This window comes from Nocardioides sp. NPDC006273, assembly GCF_040613495.1.
In the GTDB taxonomy this organism is placed as follows: Bacteria; Actinomycetota; Actinomycetes; order Propionibacteriales; family Nocardioidaceae; genus Nocardioides.
Map to the genome: position 1 here is coordinate 23,124 of NZ_JBEXSD010000009.1, position 22,188 is coordinate 45,311.

At 69.1% G+C, this 22,188-nt stretch carries 20 protein-coding genes; 9 read left to right on the top strand and 11 right to left on the bottom strand.

The window, feature by feature from the left end; translation table 11 throughout:
• Nucleotides 1–20: 20 nt before the first annotated feature.
• Nucleotides 21–2,723 (bottom strand): aconitate hydratase AcnA, encoded by a 2,703-nt coding sequence (gene acnA / locus ABZZ22_RS05920; protein WP_354927803.1) that lies wholly within the window; start codon nucleotides 2,721–2,723, stop codon nucleotides 21–23.
• Between the two features lie 284 nt (nucleotides 2,724–3,007).
• Here acnA and ABZZ22_RS05925 point away from each other — a divergent pair, with 284 nt between their 5' ends.
• Both ABZZ22_RS05925 and ABZZ22_RS05930 read left to right on the top strand, forming a co-directional pair.
• A complete protein-coding gene (locus tag ABZZ22_RS05925; RefSeq protein ID WP_354927806.1) occupies nucleotides 3,008–3,379 on the top strand; it encodes a hypothetical protein in 372 nt (123 codons plus the stop codon).
• Nucleotides 3,366–3,797, top strand: a complete 432-nt coding sequence (locus ABZZ22_RS05930; RefSeq protein WP_354927809.1) for a hypothetical protein — start codon at nucleotides 3,366–3,368, stop codon at nucleotides 3,795–3,797. The genes ABZZ22_RS05925 and ABZZ22_RS05930 overlap by 14 nt, the downstream gene beginning before the upstream one ends.
• Before the next feature lie 63 nt (nucleotides 3,798–3,860).
• Here the strand turns inward: ABZZ22_RS05930 and ABZZ22_RS05935 are convergent, their stop codons facing one another.
• The 4 genes from ABZZ22_RS05935 to ABZZ22_RS05950 are packed head-to-tail and all read right to left on the bottom strand — an operon-like array spanning nucleotide 3,861 to nucleotide 6,248.
• A complete protein-coding gene (locus tag ABZZ22_RS05935) occupies nucleotides 3,861–4,199 on the bottom strand; it encodes a hypothetical protein (protein WP_354927812.1) in 339 nt (112 codons plus the stop codon).
• A complete protein-coding gene (locus tag ABZZ22_RS05940) occupies nucleotides 4,196–4,585 on the bottom strand; it encodes a hypothetical protein (protein ID WP_354927815.1) in 390 nt (129 codons plus the stop codon). The genes ABZZ22_RS05935 and ABZZ22_RS05940 overlap by 4 nt, the downstream gene beginning before the upstream one ends.
• The gene (locus tag ABZZ22_RS05945; protein WP_354927817.1) at nucleotides 4,582–5,814 is read right to left on the bottom strand and encodes a divalent metal cation transporter; all 1,233 of its coding nucleotides are present in this window, start codon (nucleotides 5,812–5,814) and stop codon (nucleotides 4,582–4,584) included. The genes ABZZ22_RS05940 and ABZZ22_RS05945 overlap by 4 nt, the downstream gene beginning before the upstream one ends.
• On the bottom strand, nucleotides 5,811–6,248 hold the full coding sequence (locus ABZZ22_RS05950; RefSeq protein ID WP_354927820.1) for a hypothetical protein: 438 nt from the start codon (nucleotides 6,246–6,248) through the stop codon (nucleotides 5,811–5,813). Before ABZZ22_RS05950 ends, ABZZ22_RS05945 begins: the two co-directional genes overlap by 4 nt.
• Nucleotides 6,249–6,657: 409 nt before the next feature.
• Here ABZZ22_RS05950 and ABZZ22_RS05955 point away from each other — a divergent pair, with 409 nt between their 5' ends.
• Nucleotides 6,658–7,062, top strand: coding sequence for a four-helix bundle copper-binding protein (locus tag ABZZ22_RS05955; RefSeq protein ID WP_354927823.1), 405 nt, complete (start codon nucleotides 6,658–6,660; stop codon nucleotides 7,060–7,062).
• 75 nt (nucleotides 7,063–7,137) lie between these two features.
• Here ABZZ22_RS05955 and ABZZ22_RS05960 read toward each other — a convergent pair whose 3' ends face one another.
• Complete coding sequence (locus tag ABZZ22_RS05960; protein WP_354927826.1) at nucleotides 7,138–7,971, bottom strand: arylamine N-acetyltransferase; 834 nt, start codon at nucleotides 7,969–7,971, stop codon at nucleotides 7,138–7,140.
• A gap of 110 nt (nucleotides 7,972–8,081) precedes the next feature.
• Here ABZZ22_RS05960 and ABZZ22_RS05965 point away from each other — a divergent pair, with 110 nt between their 5' ends.
• Complete coding sequence (locus tag ABZZ22_RS05965) at nucleotides 8,082–9,404, top strand: NAD(P)/FAD-dependent oxidoreductase (protein ID WP_354927829.1); 1,323 nt, start codon at nucleotides 8,082–8,084, stop codon at nucleotides 9,402–9,404.
• Nucleotides 9,405–9,436: 32 nt separating this feature from the next.
• On the opposite strand, the gene ABZZ22_RS05970 is transcribed toward ABZZ22_RS05965, so the two are convergent.
• Complete coding sequence (locus ABZZ22_RS05970) at nucleotides 9,437–10,204, bottom strand: SDR family oxidoreductase (protein WP_354927832.1); 768 nt, start codon at nucleotides 10,202–10,204, stop codon at nucleotides 9,437–9,439.
• Between the two features lie 69 nt (nucleotides 10,205–10,273).
• Here ABZZ22_RS05970 and ABZZ22_RS05975 point away from each other — a divergent pair, with 69 nt between their 5' ends.
• Nucleotides 10,274–11,191 (top strand): sigma-70 family RNA polymerase sigma factor, encoded by a 918-nt coding sequence (locus ABZZ22_RS05975; protein ID WP_354927835.1) that lies wholly within the window; start codon nucleotides 10,274–10,276, stop codon nucleotides 11,189–11,191.
• A gap of 1 nt (nucleotide 11,192) precedes the next feature.
• On the opposite strand, the gene ABZZ22_RS05980 is transcribed toward ABZZ22_RS05975, so the two are convergent.
• From ABZZ22_RS05980 to ABZZ22_RS05995, 4 genes are all read right to left on the bottom strand, one after another.
• On the bottom strand, nucleotides 11,193–11,858 hold the full coding sequence (locus tag ABZZ22_RS05980) for a response regulator transcription factor (RefSeq protein ID WP_354927838.1): 666 nt from the start codon (nucleotides 11,856–11,858) through the stop codon (nucleotides 11,193–11,195).
• Nucleotides 11,855–12,805 carry a histidine kinase gene (locus ABZZ22_RS05985; protein WP_354927841.1) on the bottom strand — a complete coding sequence of 317 codons (951 nt, stop codon included), beginning with the start codon at nucleotides 12,803–12,805 and terminating at the stop codon, nucleotides 11,855–11,857. Before ABZZ22_RS05985 ends, ABZZ22_RS05980 begins: the two co-directional genes overlap by 4 nt.
• A 1,004-nt stretch (nucleotides 12,806–13,809) precedes the next feature.
• Nucleotides 13,810–14,994, bottom strand: coding sequence for a TRAM domain-containing protein (locus tag ABZZ22_RS05990; protein WP_354927844.1), 1,185 nt, complete (start codon nucleotides 14,992–14,994; stop codon nucleotides 13,810–13,812).
• Nucleotides 14,991–16,946, bottom strand: coding sequence for an APC family permease (locus tag ABZZ22_RS05995; RefSeq protein WP_354927847.1), 1,956 nt, complete (start codon nucleotides 16,944–16,946; stop codon nucleotides 14,991–14,993). Before ABZZ22_RS05995 ends, ABZZ22_RS05990 begins: the two co-directional genes overlap by 4 nt.
• A 181-nt stretch (nucleotides 16,947–17,127) precedes the next feature.
• Between ABZZ22_RS05995 and ABZZ22_RS06000 the strand changes: the two genes are divergently transcribed.
• Genes ABZZ22_RS06000 through ABZZ22_RS06015 form a run of 4 tightly spaced genes read left to right on the top strand, consistent with a single transcriptional unit; the run spans nucleotide 17,128 to nucleotide 22,141 of the window.
• A complete protein-coding gene (locus ABZZ22_RS06000) occupies nucleotides 17,128–17,790 on the top strand; it encodes a TrkA family potassium uptake protein (RefSeq protein ID WP_354927850.1) in 663 nt (220 codons plus the stop codon).
• A gap of 5 nt (nucleotides 17,791–17,795) precedes the next feature.
• Nucleotides 17,796–18,467, top strand: coding sequence for a TrkA family potassium uptake protein (locus ABZZ22_RS06005; protein WP_354927853.1), 672 nt, complete (start codon nucleotides 17,796–17,798; stop codon nucleotides 18,465–18,467).
• 45 nt (nucleotides 18,468–18,512) lie between these two features.
• Entirely contained in the window at nucleotides 18,513–20,387 is a 1,875-nt protein-coding gene (locus ABZZ22_RS06010; protein WP_354927856.1) for an ABC transporter ATP-binding protein, read from the top strand.
• Nucleotides 20,384–22,141: an ABC transporter ATP-binding protein gene (locus ABZZ22_RS06015; protein WP_354927859.1), complete on the top strand. Its 1,758-nt coding sequence runs from the start codon at nucleotides 20,384–20,386 to the stop codon at nucleotides 22,139–22,141. Before ABZZ22_RS06010 ends, ABZZ22_RS06015 begins: the two co-directional genes overlap by 4 nt.
• Nucleotides 22,142–22,188: the final 47 nt, after the last annotated feature.

The following is a 22,188-nucleotide window of genomic DNA, read 5'->3' on the forward strand; positions in this document are numbered from 1 at the left end:
GCCAAGCGCGAGGTGAAGGGTCAGCTCACCAGGCTGCGCAGGACGTACTGCAGGATGCCGCCGTTGCGGTAGTAGTTGGCTTCACCGGGGGTGTCGATGCGGACGACCGCGTCGAACTCGACACTCGCCCCACCATCGGGCGCAGTGGCGGTGACCTTGACCGTCTTCGGGGTGACGCCCTCGTTGAGCGCGGTGATGCCGGAGATCGAGAAGGTCTCCTCACCGGTCAGGCCGAGGCTGTCGGCGTTCTGGCCCGCGGGGAACTGCAGCGGGATGACGCCCATGCCGATGAGGTTGGAGCGGTGGATGCGCTCGAACGACTCGGTGATGACCGCCTTGACGCCCAGCAGCGAGGTGCCCTTGGCGGCCCAGTCGCGCGAGGAGCCGGAGCCGTACTCCTTGCCACCGAGGACGACCAGCGGGGTGCCGGACGCGGCGTAGTTCTGCGCCGCGTCGTAGACGAAGCTGACCGGAGCGTCGGGCTGGGTGAAGTCGCGGGTGTAACCACCCTCGGTGCCCGGGGCGACCTGGTTCTTGATCCGGATGTTGGCGAAGGTGCCGCGGATCATGATCTCGTGGTTGCCTCGGCGCGAACCGTAGGAGTTGAAGTCCCGCTGCTCGACACCGTGCTCGATGAGGTACTTGCCGGCAGGCGAGTCCTTCTTGATGTTGCCGGCAGGGCTGATGTGGTCGGTGGTGACCGAGTCGCCCAGCTTCAGCAGCACCCGGGCGCCCTCGATGTCGGTGACCGGGGCCGGGGTCTTGGCCATGCCCTCGAAGTAGGGAGCCTTGCGGACGTAGGTCGACTCCTCGTCCCAGGTGAAGGTGTCACCGGTCGGGGTCGGCAGGTTCTTCCAACGCTCGTCGCCCGCGAAGACGTCGGCGTAGTCCTTCGTGAACATGTCGGAGGAGATCGAGGTGGCGATGGTCTCCTCGACCTCGGCCGGGGTCGGCCAGATGTCCTTGAGGAAGACGTCGTTGCCGTCCTGGTCCTGGCCCAGCGGGTCCTCGAACAGGTTCACGTTCATGTTGCCGGCCAGGGCGTAGGCGATGACCAGCGGCGGCGACGCGAGGTAGTTCATCTTCACGTCGGGGTTGATGCGACCCTCGAAGTTGCGGTTGCCGGAGAGGACCGAGACGACGGCGAGGTCGTGCTCGTTCACCGCGGCGGAGACCTCGGGGATGATCGGGCCCGAGTTGCCGATGCAGGTCACGCATCCGTAGCCGACCAGGTTGAAACCGACCTTCTCCAGGTAGGGCGTGAGGCCCGACTTGTCGTAGTAGTCGGTGACGACCTTCGAGCCCGGCGCGAGGGTGGTCTTGACCCACGGCTTGCGGGTCAGGCCCTTCTCGACGGCCTTCTTGGCCAGCAGCGCCGCACCGATCATGACCGACGGGTTGGAGGTGTTGGTGCAGGAGGTGATCGAGGCGATCGTGACCGCGCCGTTCTCCAGCTCGAACTGCTGACCGTCGGCCAGGGTGACCGGGATCTTCGCGTCTACTGCCTTGGAGGTGTACGTCGGCAGGTGACCCTCAAAGGAGGTCTTGGCGTCGGTGAGGGAGACGCGGTCCTGCGGGCGCTTCGGGCCGGCGATCGAGGGGACGACCGTGGCGAGGTCGAGCTCGAGCTTCTCCGAGAAGCGCGGCTCGGCGGCCGGGTCGTGCCAGAGGCCCTGCTCCTTGGCGTACTTCTCCACCAGCGCCAGCTGCTCCTCGGAGCGGCCGGTGAGCTTGAGGTAGTTGATGGTCTCCTCGTCGACCGGGAAGATCGCGATGGTGGAGCCGAACTCCGGGCTCATGTTGCCGATGGTGGCGCGGTTGGCCAGCGGCAGCGCGGTGACTCCGTCGCCGTAGAACTCGACGAACTTGCCGACCACACCGTGCTTGCGCAGCATCTCGGTGATGGTGAGCACCAGGTCGGTCGCGGTCGAGCCCTCGGGCAGGTCGCCGTTGAGCTTGAAGCCGACCACGCGCGGGATCAGCATGGAGACCGGCTGGCCCAGCAGCGCGGCCTCGGCCTCGATGCCGCCGACGCCGAAGCCGAGGACGCCCAGGCCGTTGACCATGGTGGTGTGGGAGTCGGTGCCGACGCAGGTGTCGGGGTAGGCCTGCAGCTCGCCGTCCACCTCACGGGTGAAGACGGTGCGGGCGAGGTGCTCGATGTTGACCTGGTGGACGATGCCAGTGCCCGGCGGGACGACCTTGAAGTCCTCGAAGGCGGTCTGGCCCCAGCGCAGGAACTGGTAGCGCTCGCGGTTGCGCTCGTACTCGATCTCGACGTTCTTCTCGAACGCCTCCGGGGTGCCGAAGACCTCGGCGATCACGGAGTGGTCGATGACCATCTCGGCGGGCGAGAGCGGGTTGATCTTGGTCGGGTCGCCGCCGAGCTCGGCCGCGGCCTCGCGCAGGGTGGCGAGGTCGACGATGCAGGGCACGCCGGTGAAGTCCTGCATGATCACGCGCGCCGGCGTGTACTGGATCTCCTTGTCGGGATCGGCGGTCTCGTCCCAGCCCGCCAACGCCTTGATGTCGTCGGCGGTGATGTTCGCGCCGTCCTCGGTGCGCAGGAGGTTCTCCAGCAGCACCTTCAGCGAGAAGGGCAGCGACTGAACGTCGAGGCCCTCACCCTTGACCGCATCCAGGCGGAAGATCTCGTAGGACTTACCGTCCACGTCCAGGGTGCTCTTGGCACCGAAGCTGTCCTTGCTGGCCAACGCGTTCATCTCCTTGCTCGCGTCTACAGACGTACGAATTCAAGTCTTTGGAACCCATCCTGCCCCGGCTACCCGCGCCGGGAAAACAAAGGCTCACCTAACCTTTTGTGGCGGCCACCCGCCCAATCTCTTGATATCAAGATACATGATGTCGAACGACAATTCGAATCACCCGGCGCGCCGAGTTGTGACCACCGCCGCTGACAGCGATCCTCGGATGCTCCATGATTGGTCCGACCGGGCCTCCCGGCGGGCCCCTGCTCGTCGGAGCCAGTAGTGATGCGAGGAGAGCGTTGAGCACACTGATCGCTGTTGTGGCACTGGTGGTCGCCGCGGCTGCCGCCGCCGTCGCCTGGCGCCTGCGGCGGTCCAACAAGGCCCTGCGCGCCGAGACCATCGGGCTGCTGTGGCGGCTGGAGCAGGCCGACCTCACGGTGCCGCGCAACGCCTACGCCGAGCTCCCACCCGAGGACCGGCTGCTGAGCATCCGCATCCTCAACCCGCTCGAGCTGGCCTCCGCCCAGACCAAGGCCGCCACGATGCTGCACCGGGTGCGCCCCGCGCTGCTCTCGAAGATGGTCTACGACCAGGCCGCCGAGTCGCTGCGCGAACGGCTCGCCGACGAGGGTGTCGTGGCCGAGGTCAAGGTCCATGCTGGTCGCTAGCCTCGCTCTGCTCGCCGCACTCGGCGCTGCCGTCGTCGTCGCCCTCGCCCTCCAGGAGCAGCACCGTCTGGAGCAGGCGCTGGAGGACGTACGCCTCGGGGACCTGAAGGCGCGCACGTCTCACGCCGAGGCCGAGCGCGCCGCGAACTGGCTCGGTCCGATCACCGACCCGATCACGGCACCGTTCGCCGGCGCGACCCGATCGGTGGCGGATGCGCTCGCCCGCGTCGTGCCTCGTTCACACCGGCGCGGCACGCGCGTGCTCGACGCGGTGCCGACCGCGACGACCAGGGAGCTGCTCGGCACCCTCGGACCTCACCTCGACGAGGCCGTCCTCGACCGCAGGCAGCTGGTCACCGACCTCTCCGAGGACCCGACGATGGCGATGCGTGCCATCACCGACGACGCAAGCCGCTAGCTGTAACCAACCTATTGGCCGGGTACAGCTAGCGACTCCACTCCACGTTGACTCCACCAAGACTCAAGATAGCTCGGCCAGCTGGTTGACTCGGAGATGGAGGATCCCTGCGTCCCAGTCGATTCGGTCCACGTCGTCCCAGGCGACGTACCCGGTGTGCCGGTGCAATGCCCGGATGATCACCCGGATCAGCCACGGGCCTTGTTCTTGGTGACGGTCGTAGCCGAAGAGCGTGCCTGGCCGCGCCCTGCCAGCGATGACTCCTTCGACGACCAGCTCCGCAAGCGGTCCGGAGACGCGCTGGGAGGGCGTCAGACGCAGATCGAGGACGCGGCCGCCGCCGCGGCCGTCGGCGAAGCGGATCGACATTCCGAGGACGTCATCGAGCCGGTGGCTGCTCATTCGGGGTTCACCTCCGACCCGGGCAGGGCGGTGATGAACCGGTCACGCACCCACTGTTCGAAGCCGTCCACGTCCACCTCATCAGCCGACACCCCCAGCTCCACCGCGCTGGTCAGGTGGGCGACCTTGGACCACTCGATCCGGGCCGGCTCGGTGCGGCCGCTCAGCCGCGACCAGGAGCCGCGCACGATGTTGCCCAGGGCCCCTCCCAGCCGCGGACCGAAAGCGCCGGGGCCGGTGAGCAAGGCGGTGACGTAGAGACGACCGTCCTCACGCTGTTCGAGCTCGACGTCGTCGACCTTGGCCACCGTCCGCCCGTCGTTGGCGACGATCTGCCGGTCCATGAGGCTGAGGTAGGCGTCAATGGTCTGCGGTGCGTTGTTCATACAGTCCCCATCTTGGTCCAGATCATCAACGGAATCGCCGCGAGCGAGGCCAGGAGAACGATCACCAGGTAGATGGTGCCCAGGATATTGGTGAGGATGCCGTTGCACCGGTCCCGCATGTATCCACGGTCGTTGGCGACGATGAGGATCGGTAGGTAGGTCAGCGGTAGGGCGACCGCCGCGAACACGACCGAGAACTCCGTGACGAGGATGGGGTCGATCGTGGTCATCAGGACGACTGCGGCGACAATCGCGGACAACAGGATGACCGCGTGGAAACGCGACGCCTCGCGAGGGCGCACGGCCTTGCCCCACTGCCAGCCGAAGTACTGGGCGATGCTGTACCCGACAGCGAGGCCCGTCTCGCAGGCGGCCCCGAAGGTGGCGGCGAAGAACCCGAGGATCGCCACGGCCAGACCGAGCTTGCCCAGTGCCATGGCCACCGGCAGCCCGACCTGACCGAGAGTCTCGACCTCGATACCCGCGGGCATCAGTGTGACCGCGGCCGCTCCGGCGATGGCCAGTGACAACAGCCCGCCGAGCGGGAATCCGATCAGCACGTTGGCCCGCATCGTCGGGATGCTCTTGGACGACCAGCGCTCCTCGACGCCACCGGAGGAGAAGAAGAAGACCTCGTACGGCGTCATCGCCGCCCCGAAGAGGGCAACCGCGTAGTACCAGTACGACGGCCAGGGCTCGGCGGACGGCTTGTCGGCTGTCGCCGCGTCGCTCCACAGCTGGCTCCAGTCCGGGCCCAGGTGCCACAGCGCCACACCGAAGACCACCAGGGCCAGACCCAGGAGACCGAAGGTGTTCTCCACGAACGAGAACTTCGCTCGCCACAGCACCAGCCACACCGCGGCGGCGGTGAACGGGATCCAGAAGTAGGACCACACCGAGGTCGCCAGCTCGAGCGCCAGTGCCACGCCGCCCACCTCCGCCACGAATGTCAGCAGCGTGACGGCCATGGATCCGACCAGGTTCGCGAGCCCGATACGGGGCCCGAGCCGCTCGCGGATGATGTCGAAGGTGGGCCGGCCGCTCATTGCGACCACCCGGCCCGACATCTCGGCGAACACACAGATCCCGATCACACCGAGGACCACCACCCAGGCCAGTGACATCCCGAAGCGGGAGCCGACCGTCGCGTTGGTCACCAAGTCCCCGATGTCGACGAAGCCCCCGATGGCGGTCATGATGCCGAGGAACAGGGCGAAGATCTTCTTCACGAGAGCCCCGCCTCCACTGCTTCCAGCTTCTTCGCCGTCGACTCCAGTTGGCGGGCGACGTCGGCGTAGTCCTCGACGGCCCGGCGCTCGACGGTCACGCGAGCGTCCATGACCAGCTGCTCCGCCCGGTCCAGCAGGCCGCCGAGCCTGTCTGCCAACGGGTCACTCGCCAACGGAGGGTTCAGCTCGCTGAACGACGTCGTAGTCGTCCCCAGCCCGTCCTCGCTGTAGCGCAGCTGGGTGATCGCCGTCGGTCGCAGCATCCGCTGCTCATGGAGCAGGTTCAACACCCGCTCGACCGTGCGTACGTGCGAGACCGCCGTGCCCGCGGTACGCAGCGCCTCGTCGCCGTAGGTGTCGACGTCCGGGCTCGCCGGCACGCACCCGGACACCAGGAACGCCGCGAGCAGCACCGCCACCAGTCGCCGGGTCATCTGTGGTGCCTCGCGACCCACCAGCAGAGCGCGACCATCTCGAACAGAAACACTGCCCACCCGAGCACCAGCGCCATCACCATGGTCATGCACGTCCCCTTTCGTCTCCCGGACCGACGGCACTCCTTCGGCGCGTGACCGGACTCTGGAGCAGCGGTCCACAGGCCGGGGGCGCACGAACTCGTGTTCACTCCCTGGTACCCCGTCCACAAGAATCGATGCGCGGACGCAACGGATGCGAGAGCCGGTACTCGTCGCCAGCGCGTTCTCGTCAGTCATGCGATCGAGATACCCACATGACCGTGCAACCATGCGGATGACGTTCACATCAGGTGGGTACAGGTGAGCAGAAATGGCGAGTCAGTGGGCTCCCGACCGGGGATCCCATCGCCGTAGCCGAGGAGGAACCGTGGCTCACACCGACATGCTGGACGCCTACCCGAAGGGCCTGGGCAACATCGACAAGGACAAGCTCGCCGAGTGCATCGCGGCCTGTTTCGAGTGCGGCCAGGTGTGCACCGCCTGCGCCGACGCCTGCCTTGCCGAGGACCTGGTCGCGGAGCTCACCAAGTGCATCCGCACCGATCTCGACTGCGCCGACATCTGCCTGGCCACCGGCAATGTCCTGTCGCGGCACACCGGATACGACGCCAACCTGACTCGCGCACTCCTGGAGGCATGCGCAACCGCCTGCAAGGCATGCGGCGACGAGTGCGAAGGCCACGCCGACATGCACGAGCACTGCCGCATCTGCGCCGAGGCGTGCCGCCGATGCGAGCAGGCCTGCCGCGACCTCATCGCCAGCCTCGGCTGAATCGCCGATGCCCGGTCGCCCGGGGTCCGCGAGAGCACGCGGCGTGAAGCGCCTAGGAACTTCTCGGACGCGCCACTAACGACTCTCCTGGCGCTCGAGAGTATCCAGGCGCTCGCGCAGGCGGACCCGCTCGTCGGCGGTGAGCGGCACCTCGAGCTCGTCGACGTAGGCCATCGCCTCGTCCAGCCCGATCTCGCGGTGCTCGGTCTCCTCGCCCTCGCGGCGGATGGTGACGGTGTCGTGGGTGAGGCTGACGTGACGGTCGGCGAGGAGCTTGGTCACGATCAGCCGGTGGCGGAAGTGCACCGTCGGGTGGGTGCTGGTGTAGTGGTGGCCGAGCGCGACGTCGCTGGGCACCACCAGCGCCTCGTCGTGGGTGTGCATCAGATCCCACCCCTCGCCCTTCGCCCGCTCCAGCGCCCAGCCGTGCTCGGTCCATCGCACCCGATGGGTGATGCCGCCGAGCTGGTCGACGGCCCCGTCGACCAGCGGGATCGGCCGCCACACGCTCAGCCCGAACCCGGGATCCGCCAGCAGCCGCTCTCCGTCCAGATCGATGACGGCCACCAGATGCGTACGTCCGGCGCCGGTGGGGTCGTCACCGACCCGCGCGAGCCGCCGCTCAACGGCGAATCCCAGCTGCTCCAGTGCTGCTGCGAGCAGCGTCCCGTGCTCGAAGCAGTAGCCGCCTCTCCCCCGCCCGACGAACTTCTTCTGCACGTCCGCCAGGTCGACGCCAGGATGCTGCTCCAGCAGCACGTCGATGTTGTCGAAGGTGAAGGTGCGCAGGTGTGCGTCGTAGATCTCCTCCAGCGCCTCACGCGAGGGGCCGGGCGACTCGGCCACCCCGATCCGCTCCAGATAGGCGGTCAGATCGAGCCGGTCGGTCCCCCACAGATCATCGCTCACGACAGAATCTCAGCGCCGATGTCCACGATGCGCAACCGATATAGGTGCGGTCGACGGCGACCGCACACAGGACAAGGACAGGCACCGGCGACTCCGGGATAATCCTGGCGGTGACCAACTACGACACGATCGTCGTCGGAGCGGGCGTCGCCGGGCTGACGGCGGCGCGGCTGCTCAACGGAGCGGGCCAGCGCGTCCTCGTACTCGAGGCGCGGGACCGCGTCGGCGGGCGCGTCCACACCGAGCGGAGCGACGGCCTCGTCACAGACCTCGGCGCCTCGTGGATCCACGGGATCGACGACAACCCGTTGGTCGACGTCGTCCGCGCGTTCGGCATGCCGATGTCCGAGTTCACCGTCGGCAGCTTCCAGCCCGACGGGCGGCCGATCGCCTACTACGGCCCCGACGGGGAACGCCTGAGCACAGCCGACGCCGAGCACTTCGCCGGCGACGTACACACGGTCGACGAGCTCCTGGGCCGGACGATCGCGGCATCGCGGCCCGGCGACTCCTACGAGACCGTCGTCGAGGCGGCGCTGGCTCTGCTCGACTGGCGCCCGGAGCGCGTCGAGCGGGTGCGGGAGTTCCTGCGGCACCGAACGGAGGAGCAGTACGGCGTGTGGATCGCCGACCTCGACGCCCACGGGCTCGACGACGATCAGGTCGAGGGTGACGAGGTGGTCTTTCCCGAGGGCTACGACCGGCTCGCGACGCGCCTGGCCGACGGCCTGGACGTCCGGCTCGCTCACGTCGTCGGCGCCGTGCGCTGGTCGCGCGACGGCGTGTGCGTGACCAGCGACTGCGGCGACTTCCGAGCCGATCGCGTCGTCGTCACGGTGCCGATCGGCGTACTGAAGTCTCCCGAGTTCCTCATCGACCCGCCCCTCCCGGAGCCGCTGGCCGGCGCGATCGAGCGGCTGGAGCCGAACCACTTCGAGAAGGTCGTCCTCCGTTTCCCCGACCGGTTCTGGGACGACGGCGTCTACGCGATCCGGCGCCAGGGCGACGCCGGGCGCTGGTGGCACTCCTGCTACGACCTGACCGACCTGCACGGCGTGCCGACGCTCCTCACCTTCGCCGCCGGTCCCTGCGCCGAGGCCATCCGCACCTGGGACGACGCCGTCGTCGCGGACTCGGTGCTCGCCTCGCTCCGGGAGATCTACGGTGACGCCGTCGCGAAGCCCGACCACGTGCTCGTCACCAGGTGGCGGGACGATCCGTTCGCCCGGGGCTCCTACGGGTACCTGACCGTGGGCGCAACTCCCGAGGACCACGACCTCCTCGCGACGCCCGTCGAAGGAGCTCTGCACATCGCGGGAGAGGCCACCTGGTCGGAGGATCCGGCGACCGTGACGGCGGCGCTCCGCTCCGGACATCGGGCCGCCGAGAACATCCTCGGCACACCGGTCGCCTTCAGTGCTCTCTGGGCTTGACCGCTCTCTGGGCTTGACCCGGAGGAGTCGGCTCACGCGGCGGGCACGCGGGCTGCCAGGAACTCCTCCCAGGTCTCTGTGCCGGCGGGCGTCTCCGTGGACAGGTTGACGCCTGCTCGGTACGCCTTGCCGGCCTTGCCCGGCACCCGCATCGGCATCCGGATCCGGCGCTTGCCGACGGTCTGCAGGTAGCTGCGCTGCAGCTCCTCCAGCGTGTAGGTCCGCGGGCCTGCCATGTCGGCCACTCGGCCCGCGGGGTCGCCCAGGGTCAGCTCGGCCAACCGGGCCGCCACCTCGCGAGAGGCCACCGGCTGCCAGCGGATGCCGCTGGGCGCGACGAGGACGGGAGCCTTTGCCATGGCCTGCACCGTCGTGAGCGTGAGGTCGTGGAACTGGGCAGCGCGCAGGATGGTGGAGGGGATGGTGGAGTCGGCGACGATCCGCTCCGACTTCGCCTTCCGCTCGAAGTAGCCGAGCGGTACGACGTCGGCGCCGATGACCGAGATGAGCACCAGGTGCTCGACGGTGCCGGCGCGCTCGGAGGCGCGAACCAGGTTCTCGGTGCTCGCGTCGTCGCCCTTGGGCCCGCCGGCGAGGTGCAGGACGGTCCGTACGCCGGTGAGCGCCTCGGCGAGGCCGTCTCCCGTGATCAGGTCCACGGCGACGTACTCGACACCGTCGACCGCCTCGCGCTCGTGGCGGCTCAGCACTCGGATCTCGTGGCCCGCCGACCGCAGCAGCGGAACGACCTGCGAGCCGAGAACGCCGGTTCCGCCGGTGACCAGGATTGTGGGTGCCATTGTGGGTTCTCCTCTGTAGATTCTGCGTCTGTCTCATCCGTATGAACCCGCCGAGCTCAGGAATGTGACATGCCCATCGAGGAAGATTCCGCGCTCGCAGTGTTCGACGCCGAGCGGCCCCGTCTGCTGGCTCTCGCCTATCGGATGCTGGGGTCCTCCGCGGAGGCCGAGGATGCGGTTCAGGAGGCATGGCTTCGACTCGATCGCGTCGATCAGGCCGAGGTGGAGAACCTGCAGGGGTGGCTCACGACCGTGGTCAGCCGCATCTGCCTGAATTTCCTACGAACGAGGCGCACCCGGGGTGAGGAGTCGCTGGAGGGCTACACGGCCGATCATCTGGGCGCGGTCGACGCCGATCAGATGCCGGCGGAGGAGTCCGAGCTGGCGGAGTCAGTGGGGCTGGCCATGTTGGTCGTGCTCGACCGACTGAGTCCGGCCGAGCGCATCGCGTTCGTGCTCCACGACATGTTCGAGGTCGCTTTCAACGACATCGCCCAGATGATGGAGCGCCAGCCTGCCGCCGTACGGCAGCTCGCCAGCCGTGCACGTAACAAGGTGAAGGGCACCGACACCGCGGCCACGGATCCCGCTCGCGGGCACGACGCGGTGCGCGCCTACCTGGCAGCCACCCGCACCGGCGACTTCGAGGCACTGCTCACGCTGCTCGACCCCGATGTGGAGCTGCGTACCGACGCCGCGGTCACCGGCGCCGGCAGGCCCCTCACTCTCCAAGGTGCGCTGGTCGTCGCCAAGAGCGCGCTGTCGGCCGCGCCCCGAGCTCGCGTCACGACCGTGGCGATGGTCGACGGCCGCCCCGCCCTCGTGATGGCTCCCCTCGGCCGACTGAGCCTGGTCATCGAGTTCACCGTGGTCGACACTCACATCGTGGCGATCGAGATCATCGCGGATCCCGCTCGGCTGCGGCTGCTCGACGTCACCCTCGCCCCCGACGCGGGCGTGGATCCGGAGCCGGTCTCCTCCCGGTAGGTCATCCGGGCTTGCTGTGGCCGGTCTCCCAGGCCCAGGCCGCGATGCCGACACGGTTGCGGACGCCGAGCTTGCGCTGGATGTTGGCGATGTGGTTCTTGACGGTCCCCGGCGAGATGAAGAGGTCGACGGCGATCTCTGCGTTGGATCCTCCGCGCGCGAGCGGACGAACGATGTCGAGCTCCCGGTCGGTCAACGTCACGTCGACTGCACGGCTGGGTGCGCCGGGCGGTGAGGTGAGGTGGCGCAGGAGTCGGACCGTGACCTGCGGGCTGATGAGTGTGTCGCCGGTCATCGCGGCGCGGATCGCCTCGATGAGCAGTGTCGGTCCGGAGCGCTTGAGCAGGAAACCGCTCGCTCCGTTCCTGAGCGCGGTGTGCACGTACTCGTCGAGGTCGAAGGTCGTGACGACGATGACTCGCGTAGCGCCGGCGGCGTCGGGACCGGCCAGGAGCCGGGTGACCTCGAGGCCGTCGAGCCGGGGCATCCTGATGTCGGCCAGCAGCACGTCAGGTCTGAGGTGGCGAGCCTGCTCGACGGCGGACATGCCGTCGGCTGCCTCTCCGACCACCAGCATGTCCGGCTGCGCGTCCAGGACGAGACGGAAGGCGTGGCGGATGTTCTGCTGGTCGTCGGCGATCAGGATGCGGATGGGTTCTGTGGTCACGACGCTGACACCACCGTGTCGCCCATGGGCAGGATGACTGTCATGTTCCAGCCGCCGTCGCTGCCGGGGCTTGCGGCCAAGGTGCCGCCGAGGGACTGGACGCGTTCGGTCAGACCTGGCAGACCGAGCCCGCCACGGCGGTGGTGCGCGGCCACGGGACCCCGCACGGACGGTGTCCCATCGTCGTTGACAACTGTGATCATCAGCGTTGGCCCGGCCGCAACCTGGACCTGTACGTCCACCCGAGCGGCCGCCGGTGCATGTCGCCGGATGTTGGTCAGGGCTTCCACGACGACGCGATAGGCCGTGGCGGTCACCTCGCGGGCCACGATGTCCGTCAGCGCCAGATCGAGATCGAGGCGCACGTCGGCGGGACTGGAGGCGGCGAAGCGGTCGACCAGCCGGGGCAGGTCCGCCAAGCCGGGGATCGGGCGAGAGGCGGCGCTCTGCTCCTGGCCCGCGGAGCTCTCTTCGTCCACGTCGTGGAGCATGTGGATCGTCCGGTCCATCGACGCCAGGGCAGTGAGACCGGCTTCCTCGATCCGCTCGAGTGCGGCCAGCGCCTTCTGTGGATGCTCCTCGCCGATGAACCGGCCCGCCTGCGCCTGGGCCACCATCTCGCTGACGTCATGGGCGACGAAGTCGTGCAGGTCGCGAGCAAGCTCCAGGCGCTGACTCCTTCGGGCGGCCGTCACGGCTCGCGCTCGCTCTGCGTCCAGGGACCGTAGGTAGAGCCCGACGACAACGGCGGACGTGGCGAGCAGCGACCAGAAGACGCAGGCGGCCAATGTGCCGGACGCAGAGTCACGTGGCAGGAAGCGCAGCACCCACAGCGTGCAGGCGGCGTGCGCCATCACGCTCGCGACCACTGCCTGCCTGGCCGGAGCGGCGCGGGCCGACAGGACGATCAGCGGGAGCAGGGCCACGGCCTCCAAGGTTCCGAGCATTGCGCCGCCCAAGCCGCCAGGACGCGGATACAAGAGAGTCGCCACCAAGGAGACGACGCCCACAGCCCCGCACCAGCCGCCGACGCTCATCCGAGTTCGCGGCCATCCACCAACGATCCAACAGGCACCCGCCAGGGCGATGGCGGCCGGCAGAGTAGCCCAGACGCCGAAGACAGGCGTGACAGAGAGAGCAGCCAGCCCCACCACCGCGGCCGACACTGCTCCGATCGAGTCCCGTGGCCGCCTCGAAGTTCGCACGCAGCGACTCTACGCAGCGCGGTACCTCTTGACCCGTGCCGAACGGCACCCCGGTGCCCCTCGGAGCGAGAGACACCGTGCCGAACGGCCCGTGGCCGCCATCGCCCCGCCAACGCAGGCTTGTTCCATGACCACTAGTGCAGACCTCATCGAGGCGCCCGCTGGGATCGGGCGGCTCCACGCCGCATGGACAGCTGCCCACGCTTCTGTGGACGGAGTGCCCCGCTGGGCGCGGATCGCCGCCTACAGCATCCCTTTCGTCGTACTCCCCTCCGGCCTCTGGCGCATCGCGAACGTCGTCTTCGGCGACGGGGAAAAGGTGGGCATGGGGCAGGTCCCGGACTGGTTGCCAGGGTGGGTCTACGTGATCCTTCTGTCGATCGTCGCCGAGCTGCTGGCGTTCACCGCCGTCGGGTTGGTCGCCGCGTGGGGTGAGGCGTTCCCCCGATGGGTCCCAGGTCTGGGCGGACGCAGAGTGCCGACGCTGGCCGCGGTCATCCCAGCCGCCCTCGGCGCCACCGTACTGACCATGTTGTGGACCGTCATCGGAGTGGTCATTCAGGTCGCCGGCATCAAGCTCGGAGGCGACCCGCTCCCCCATGACTTCCCGGGCAACTCAGGAGGATGGAGTGCCTTCATCTTCTACCTCGCTTACGCCCCACTGGTTCTCTGGGGGCCCCTGCTGGCGTCGTCACCGTGGCGTACTGGCGTCGGAGGCACCACGCGCATTCCGATCTCACCGCAGGTCAGAGCCCAGTTTTCTCCAGCAGTACCACGCCTTCGACGTGATGGGTCATCGGGAAGAGGTCGAAGGCACGCAGGGAGCGCAGCCGGTAACCGTGCTCGGCGAAGATGGCTACGTCGCGAGCGAGCGCGGCGGGGTCGCAGGCGACGTAGGCGATTTTGCGAGGCGTACGCGCGACGACGGCCTCGACGACGGCTCGTCGAGCGCCCTCGCGGGGCGGGTCGAGGACGACCAGGTCGAACGACCGTTCGCCCAAGTCGGCCAGGACGGTGCCGACGTCGCCTGCGATCGCCTCGGCGGCGGGGACGTTGCTCGCGGTGAGCGCGGAGGCGGTCCGGTCTCCCTCGACGGCGACGACCTGCCCGAACGGTCCCACCCTGTCGGCGAGATAGGCGGAGAAGAGACCCACACCGGCGTAGAGGTCCAGGGCGGAGTCGCCCGGGGCCGGCGAGAGCGCTGCGAGCACGGCCGAGACCAACGCCTCCGGAGCTCCGGGGTGCACCTGCCAGAAGCCGTCGGCGGCGACCTCGAAGGTGTGCTCGACTCCCCCGACGTCGACTCGTTCGACGACGGTCCCGGGAGCGGGTTCGCGCGCGTCGACAGCGGCGATCAGGCAGTCGGCGACGGGGATCACCTCGTGCGAGCGATACTTCCGCATCCCGCGTCCACCGCCGGGCGCGGCGACGTAGCGCTGACGTGTACGCCACCGCAGGCCGTCGACATCGCCGGGAACGGCCTCGACGACGAGACCGGTCAGCAGTGGGTCAGAGGCGTCGAGGCCACCCAGCCGCACCAGCTGCTCCCGCAGGACCGTGGCCTTCAGATCTCGCTGCCCCGAGAGCGAGACGTGCTGGAGGTCGCAACCGCCGCAGAGCCCGGGGCCGGCGTACGGACACGGCGGAACGACACGGTCCGCCGCGGCCGAGACCACCGAGACCGCGTCGCCGCGCCAGAACCGGTCACCGGCGGTGCCCTCGGTGATCTCGACGACCACCTGCTCGCCGGGCAGTGCGTGGCGGACGAAGACGACGCGAGAGGCGTCTTCGATCCGAACTCGGGCGACGAAGTGACCGCCGTGAGCGACCGGCCCGACCTCGACCTCGAAGCGCCGCCCGACGTAGGACTCGCCCTTCGCGGCCTTCGGACGCGGCCGCCGCCCACGTGGGGGTCTACGTGTGCCGCTCATCGTCGTCCGTCGCTTCCTCGGCGCAGCCCGGGGGCCAGCCAGTATTCTTCGCGCATCTCTTCCGCGCGTTCCTTGCCCGATGCCAGCTGATAGGGCACCGAGATGACCATCACACCCGGCGTGAACAGCAACCGGCCCTTGAGCCGCAGCGCCGTCTGGTTGTGGAGGAACTGCTCCCACCAGCGGCCGACGACGTACTCGGGGATGTAGACGGCCACGACTCCACGTGGGTTGGCGTCGCGGATCGCCGAGGCGTACTCCACGACCGGGCGGATCAGCTCGCGGTAGGGCGAGTGGAGCACCTTCAGCGGCATCGGCAGGTTGCGCTCGTCCCACTGCTTCAGCAGCTCGGCGGTGTCGGAGTCGGTGGTCGAGACGGTCACCGCCTCGAGCGCGTTGGGCCGCGATGCCTGAGCGAAGGCCAGCGCTCGCAGAGTCGGCTTGTGGAGCTTGGAGACCAGGACCATCGCATGGACCCTCGTCGGCAGCACCCGGTCGCGCTCGTCGGCCGCCAGCTCGATAGCGACGTTGTCGTAGTGACGGCGGATGCCGGTCATGAGCAGGAACGCGATCGCCATCGCCACGATCGAGATCCAGGCACCGTGGGTGAACTTGGTGATCAGCACGACCACCAAGACGATGCCGGTGACCGAGAGACCGAAGGCGTTGATCGTGCGGCTGGTCTGCATCTTCGCGCGGACCACCGGGTCTCGCTCGCTCTTGAGCAGCCGGGTCCAGTGACGCACCATGCCGGCCTGGCCGATGGTGAACGCGACGAAGACCCCCACGATGTAGAGCTGGATCAGCCGGGTGACCTCGGCATCGAAGGCGACGATCAGCAGGATCGAGAATCCTGCGAGGATCACGATCCCGTTGCTGTAGGCGAGCCGGTCTCCTCGGGCGGCGAAGGCTCGCGGGGCGTAGCCGTCCTTGGCCAGGATCGAGGCCAGGACCGGGAAGCCGTTGAACGCGGTGTTGGCCGCCAGCAGCAGGATCATGCCGGTGGACAGGGTGATGAGGAAGAAGCCCGGCGGGAAGTTGTCGAACACGACATGGGCGATCTGCCCGACCAGCGGCGCCTGATGGTAGTCCACCAGCACTTCCCCGTTGGGCCCACGCAGCTGGTGCTCGGGGTCCTCGACGACCTGGGCGTGGATGATGTTGGCCAGCGCGACGATCGACATCGCCAGCGTGATCGCGATCGCGCCGAGCAGCGCGAGCGTGGTGGCGGCGTTCTTGCCCTTGGGCTTACGGAAGGCCGGTACGCCGTTGGCGATCGCCTCGACACCGGTGAGCGTGGCGCACCCGGAGGCGAAGGCCCGCAGCAGCAGGAAGGCCGCCGCGACCCCGGCGAAGCCGTCGGCGAACTCGGGTTCGGCGATGACCTGGAGGTCCGCGCTCTCCGCCCGACCAAGGCCGCCGCCGAGGAAGTGCTGGCCCAAGCCCCAGCAGACCATGCCGAGCATCGAGAAGATGAAGATGTAGGTCGGGATCGCAAAGGCCGTCCCCGACTCACGTACGCCGCGTAGGTTCATCGCGGCCAGGAAGAGGACCGCGGCGCCCGCGATCAGGACCTCGTGTCCACGGGCGAAGTCGACGGTCGTCGCCAGATACTGAGCCGCGGACGAGATCGACACCGCGACCGTCAGCACGTAGTCGACCAGCAGGGCGCTGGCCACCGTCAGCGCCGGCTTCGCGCCCAGGTTGGTTGACGCGACCTCGAAGTCGCCGCCGCCACTCTGATAGGCCTGCACGTTCTGGCGATAGGACAGCACGACCGCCAACATCACGAAGCCGACGACGATCGCGATCTTCCAGGAGAACGTGTAGGCGGTCACCCCGGCGAGCGCGAGGGTCAAGAAGATCTCGTCGGGTGAGTAGGCCACCGAGGACAACGGGTCGCTTGCGAACACCGGGAGCGCGATGCGCTTCGGCAGCAATGTCTCGCCCAACTGCGAGCTACGGAGCTTACGGCCGATCAGAAGCCGTTTGGATACGTCGCCTACACCCACATTGGCCGAGGCTACGGCAAATCTCGGGTTGCGCGCGCTTCCGGATCGGGCCCGGCCCCTGAACACGCCAACTTCGAGGGCGTAGGCGACACGTGGGCAGAGCGAGTGCAATCATGACACGGTGCACGTAGTGATCATGGGCTGTGGCCGCGTCGGCTCGACCCTGGCCAGGAGTCTCGAGGACCGTAACCACACGGTCTCGATCATCGACCAGAACTCCGACGCGTTCCGGCGGCTCGGACCGGGTTTCAACGGCGACAAGGTCGCCGGGATGGGCTTCGACCGGCAGGTCCTGCTCAAGGCCGGCATCAAGCGGGCCGAGGCGTTCGCGGCGGTCTCCAGCGGCGACAACTCCAACATCATCTCCGCGCGGGTCGCGCGCGAGGAGTTCGGCATCCAGCAGGTCGTGGCCCGCATCTACGACCCCGGCCGCGCCGAGGTCTACCAGCGCCTCGGGATCAGCACGGTGGCGACGGTGAAGTGGACCGCCGACCAGGTGCTCCGCCGGCTCCTCCCGGCCGGCGCCGAGCCCGACTTCCGGGACATGTCGGGCAACATCCGCATCGACCAGGTCGTCATGCCCGAGTCCTGGGTCGGCGAGCGGACCATCAAGTTCCAGCGCCAGTCCGGCAGCCGAATCGCCTGGATCGACCGGCTCGGCGAGGGCATGCTGCCGGTCCGCGAGAGCGTGATCCAGGAGGGCGACGTGCTCCACATCGTGATGCGCGAGGAGAACACCGCGCAGGCGTACCAGACGATCAAGAACGGCCCCGAGGAAGACTGACCACGATGAGAGTTGCAATCGCCGGGGCTGGGGCCGTCGGCCGGTCCATCGCCAGTGAGCTGATCACCAACGGCCACGAGGTGCTCCTCATCGACAAGAACCCGGGCTCGATCAAGCCCGAGCGAGTGCCCGACGCGGAGTGGCTGCTCGCCGACGCCTGTGAGCTCTCCTCTCTCGAGGAGGCCAGGCTCGACAACTGCGACGTCGTCATCGCCGCGACCGGGGACGACAAGGCCAACCTGGTCTGCTCGCTGCTGGCCAAGACCGAGTTCGCCGTGCCGCGCACCGTCGGCCGGGTCAACCACCCCGACAACGAGTGGCTCTTCACCGAGGCATGGGGCGTCGACGTCAACGTCTCGACACCGCGGATCATGTCGGCGCTGGTCGAGGAGGCCGTCACCGTGGGTGACCTGGTGCGGCTGTTCACCTTCCGGCAGGGGCAGGCCAACCTGGTCGAGATCACCCTGCCCGCCGACTCGCCCTATGTCGGCAAGCCCACCGGTCTGGTGCCGTTCCCGGAGAACTGCGCGCTGGTCACGCTCCTGCGTGACGGCCAGGTCTACGTACCCACGCCCGAGCAATCTCTCGAGCAGGGCGACGAGCTCCTCTTCGTCGTGCCCACCGAGCAGGAGGACGAGCTCGAGCGTCTTCTCGCCCCGGCCGGCCATCCCGGCTGACGCCGGTCTCGTACGCCGCACCCCCCGATCTCGGCAGGACATCAGTTGGCTCGCTCTCCTCTCCTCCAGACGCTGCGCCCTGTCCGGGGAAGGCTGATCGCCAGCCTGCTGCTGATGGTCGTCTCGACCGTTGCCGGGCTGGTGCCCCTGGTCGGGATCGTCGAGCTCGCCCGGATCCTGCTGCCCGCGGTCACCGGCGATCCGGGCACTGCTGTGGACGCCGACCGCGCCTGGGTCGTCGTCTGGGTGAGCGTCGCGGCACTGCTGGTGCGCCTGGCGACGGTGCTCGGCTCGTCCTGGCTCTCCCACGTCGCCGACCTCGACCTCTCCATCCATCTGCGCCGGCTCCTGGTCGCGCGGCTCGGCCGGGTGCCGCTGGCATGGTTCACCGAGCGCAACTCCGGCACGGTCAAGAAGGCGGTGCAGGACGACGTCGCCGCACTGCACCATCTGGTCGCCCACTCGGTCATGGAGCTCACCGCGGCGATCACGCTCCCGACCGTCGTCGCCGTCTACCTCTTCGTCGTCTCCCCGCCGCTCGCGCTGATCACGCTCGTCCCGCTCGGGCTCGGCCTGATCGGATTCCGGATCTCGATGCGCGGCGCCGGTGCTCTCTACCGCGACTACGACGCCGGACTGGCCGAGCTCGCCGCGGCGACGGTCGAGAACACCGGCGGGATCGCGGAGATCAAGACGTTCGGTGCCACCGGGCAGGCTCACCGGCGACTGGCGGAGGTCGCCACCCGCTTCGGTGGGTTCAACCGCGCCTGGATGCGTCACTCCGCCCTCGGCATGCTGCTGATGGAGCTCGCGCTCACCCCCGCGCTCACCCTCGTGCTCGTCCTCGGTGGCGGGGTCTGGATGCTGCGGGCAGGCTGGCTCACCGGGCCGGACCTGGTCCCGTTCCTGGTCCTCGGGCTGGCGATGACCGCACCGGTCACCGTCGCCGGCTACGCCGCTCGCGAGCTGCGCGAGGCGACCGAGGCGGCGCACCGCATCCAGCGGCTCCTGGCCGAGCCGGAGCTCCCCGAGCCCGCGGTCCCTGCCGCCGCGCCGATCTCGGCGCGGGTCGAGCTCGAGTCCGTCTCCTTCGCCTACTCCCCCGCCACCGCGGCGGTGCTGCACGACATCGACCTGGTCCTCGAACCCGGCACCGTGACCGCGCTCGTCGGCCACTCCGGATCGGGCAAGTCGACGCTCGCCAAGCTGCTGCCCCGCTTCGCCGACCCGACAGCGGGCCGGATCACCATCGACGGCGTGGACCTGCGCGAGCTGACGAGCGCACAGCTCTACGAGCAGGTCTCCTTCGTCTTCCAGGACACCGGGCTGCTGCGTACCTCGATCCGGGACAACATCCGGCTGGCCCATCCGCAGGCACCCGACGAGGACGTACGCCGGGCGGCGGCGGCCGCACAGATCGCCGACCGCATCGACGAGCTCCCGCGCGGCTACGAGTCCGTGGTCGGCGAGGACGCCCAGCTCTCCGGAGGCGAGCGGCAACGGGTGGCGATCGCCCGCGCCCTCCTCTCCGACACCCCGATCCTCGTGCTCGACGAGGCCACCGCGGCGGCCGACCCCGAGTCGGAGGCCCTCGTCCAGCGGGCGCTGTCCCGCCTCGTCGCCGGACGTACGCTGCTGGTGATCGCCCATCGGCTCTCGACGGTCACCGCGGCCGACCAGATCGTGCTCCTCGACACGGGCCGGGTCGCCGAGCGCGGCACCCACGAGGAGCTGCTCGCCCGCGGCGGGCGCTACGCCCGGCTCTGGGCCGCCGACCAGCGCGCCCACCCGGCCTCCGTCGGTCGAGCCGTGAGGCCGCCTGCGGCCGAGCGCGTCGAGACCAACACAGTCCTCATGAGCGCGGGCAGAGAATGTGTTGGTCTCGACACGACCGACGGTGGCGACGAGGAGTGCGCATGATCTCCATCGTCCGTCTGCTCGCGGCCCTCGTGGATCGCCCCCATCGGCGCCAGCTCGCCCGCGTGGTCGCGATGTTCGTCGCCACCGGAGTGCTCCAGGGTCTGGCCTTCGCGTGCGTCGTACCGGTCCTGGACGCCGCGCTGCATCAGGACTGGGACGCCGCGACGACCTGGCTGACGGTGCTCGCCGGCCTCTTCGTGGCCCATCACGTCGCTCTGGCGGTGGGCAACATGGACGGCTACGACCTGGCCTGCGACCTGCTCGACATCACCCTGGCCAGGCTCGGTGACCACACCGTGCGGCTGCCGCTGGGCTGGTACGACCAGGACCGCACCGGACAGCTCTCGCGGATGGCCTCCAAGGGCGCCACCGACATCGCCTCGGTGCCGGGCCATCTGCTGCGGCCGCTGATCGCCGCCGTCGTCAGCCCGGTCACCGTGATCGTCGCGATGGCGTTCCTGGAGTGGCGCCTCGCGCTCGCGCTCCTCGCCGGGGTCCTCGCCGTGCTGGCCGCCACCCGGCTCCTCGCGACGATCGTCGGCCGCGGCGAGGGCGCCTACGACGCCGCCATGGCCGAGGGCTCGGCGCGCGTGGTCGAGTTCGCCCTCAACCAGCCGGCCCTGCGGGTCTTCGGACGCACCGTCCACGGCAACGAGCTCGTCGAGACCGCACTGAAGGAGCAGAAACGGGCCTCCCGACGGCTGCTGGTGACCGGGTTCGGCGGCCTGGGGATCCAGCTGCTCGCCATCCAGGCACTGCTCACCGTGGTGATCGCGCTCGCCGTCCAGCTCAGCCTCGGCGGAACGCTCGCCCCGGCCACCGCGATCGGTCTCCTCGTCCTCACGGTGCGGTTCGTGGAGTCGCTCATCGACTACGGCGAGCTTTCCAGCGCACTCCGGATCGCGGAGGGCTCATTGCGACGTGTCCTCGACGTCCTGGCGCTCGAGCCCCTCTCCGAGCCGGCCGTCCCCGGGGAGCCGGCCGACAGCGGCATCGAGCTGCGGGACGTGGCCTTCTCCTACGACGCCAGCTCCTATGAAAACAGCACGCAGGTCCTCGACCAGGTCTCCCTCGCCGCGCCGCCACGCTCGCTGACCGCGGTGGTGGGCCCGTCGGGCTCCGGGAAGAGCACCCTGCTGCGCCTGGTCGCCCGGTTCCACGACGTCACGGCGGGCTCGGTGAGGCTCGGTGGCGTCGACGTACGCGATCTGGGAACCGAGGCCCTGATGCGGCGCGTCTCGATCGTGTTCCAGGACGTCTACCTCTTCGAGGGAACGCTGCGCGACAACGTGATCATGTCGCGCTCCGACGCCACCGACGAGGAGCTGAAGGAGGCTGCTCGCCTGGCCCGCGTCGACGACATCGTCGAGCGCCTCCCCCACGGCTGGCAGACCCGGATCGGCGAGGCCGGCTCGACGCTCTCGGGCGGTGAGAAGCAGCGGGTCTCGATCGCCCGGGCGCTGCTGAAGGACGCTCCCGTCGTCCTCCTGGACGAGGCGACGGCTGCCCTCGACGCCGAGAACGAGGCCGCGGTCCAGGAGGCGCTGACGGCACTCGCCGCCGACCGTACGGTCATCGTCATCGCCCACCGGCTGCAGACCGTCGTGGCCGCCGACCAGATCGTCGTCCTGGACGGCGGGCGGATCGTGGAGCGCGGCAGCCACGACGAGCTGCTCGCGCACGGTGGCCGCTACCTCGACTTCTGGCGCGAGCGTACGCAGGCCGAGGGCTGGCGGCTCCTCGCCGGAGAGTAGACGCGGAGCCGGCCGCCGGGCAGTCCCTGGGGACGACCCGGCAGCCG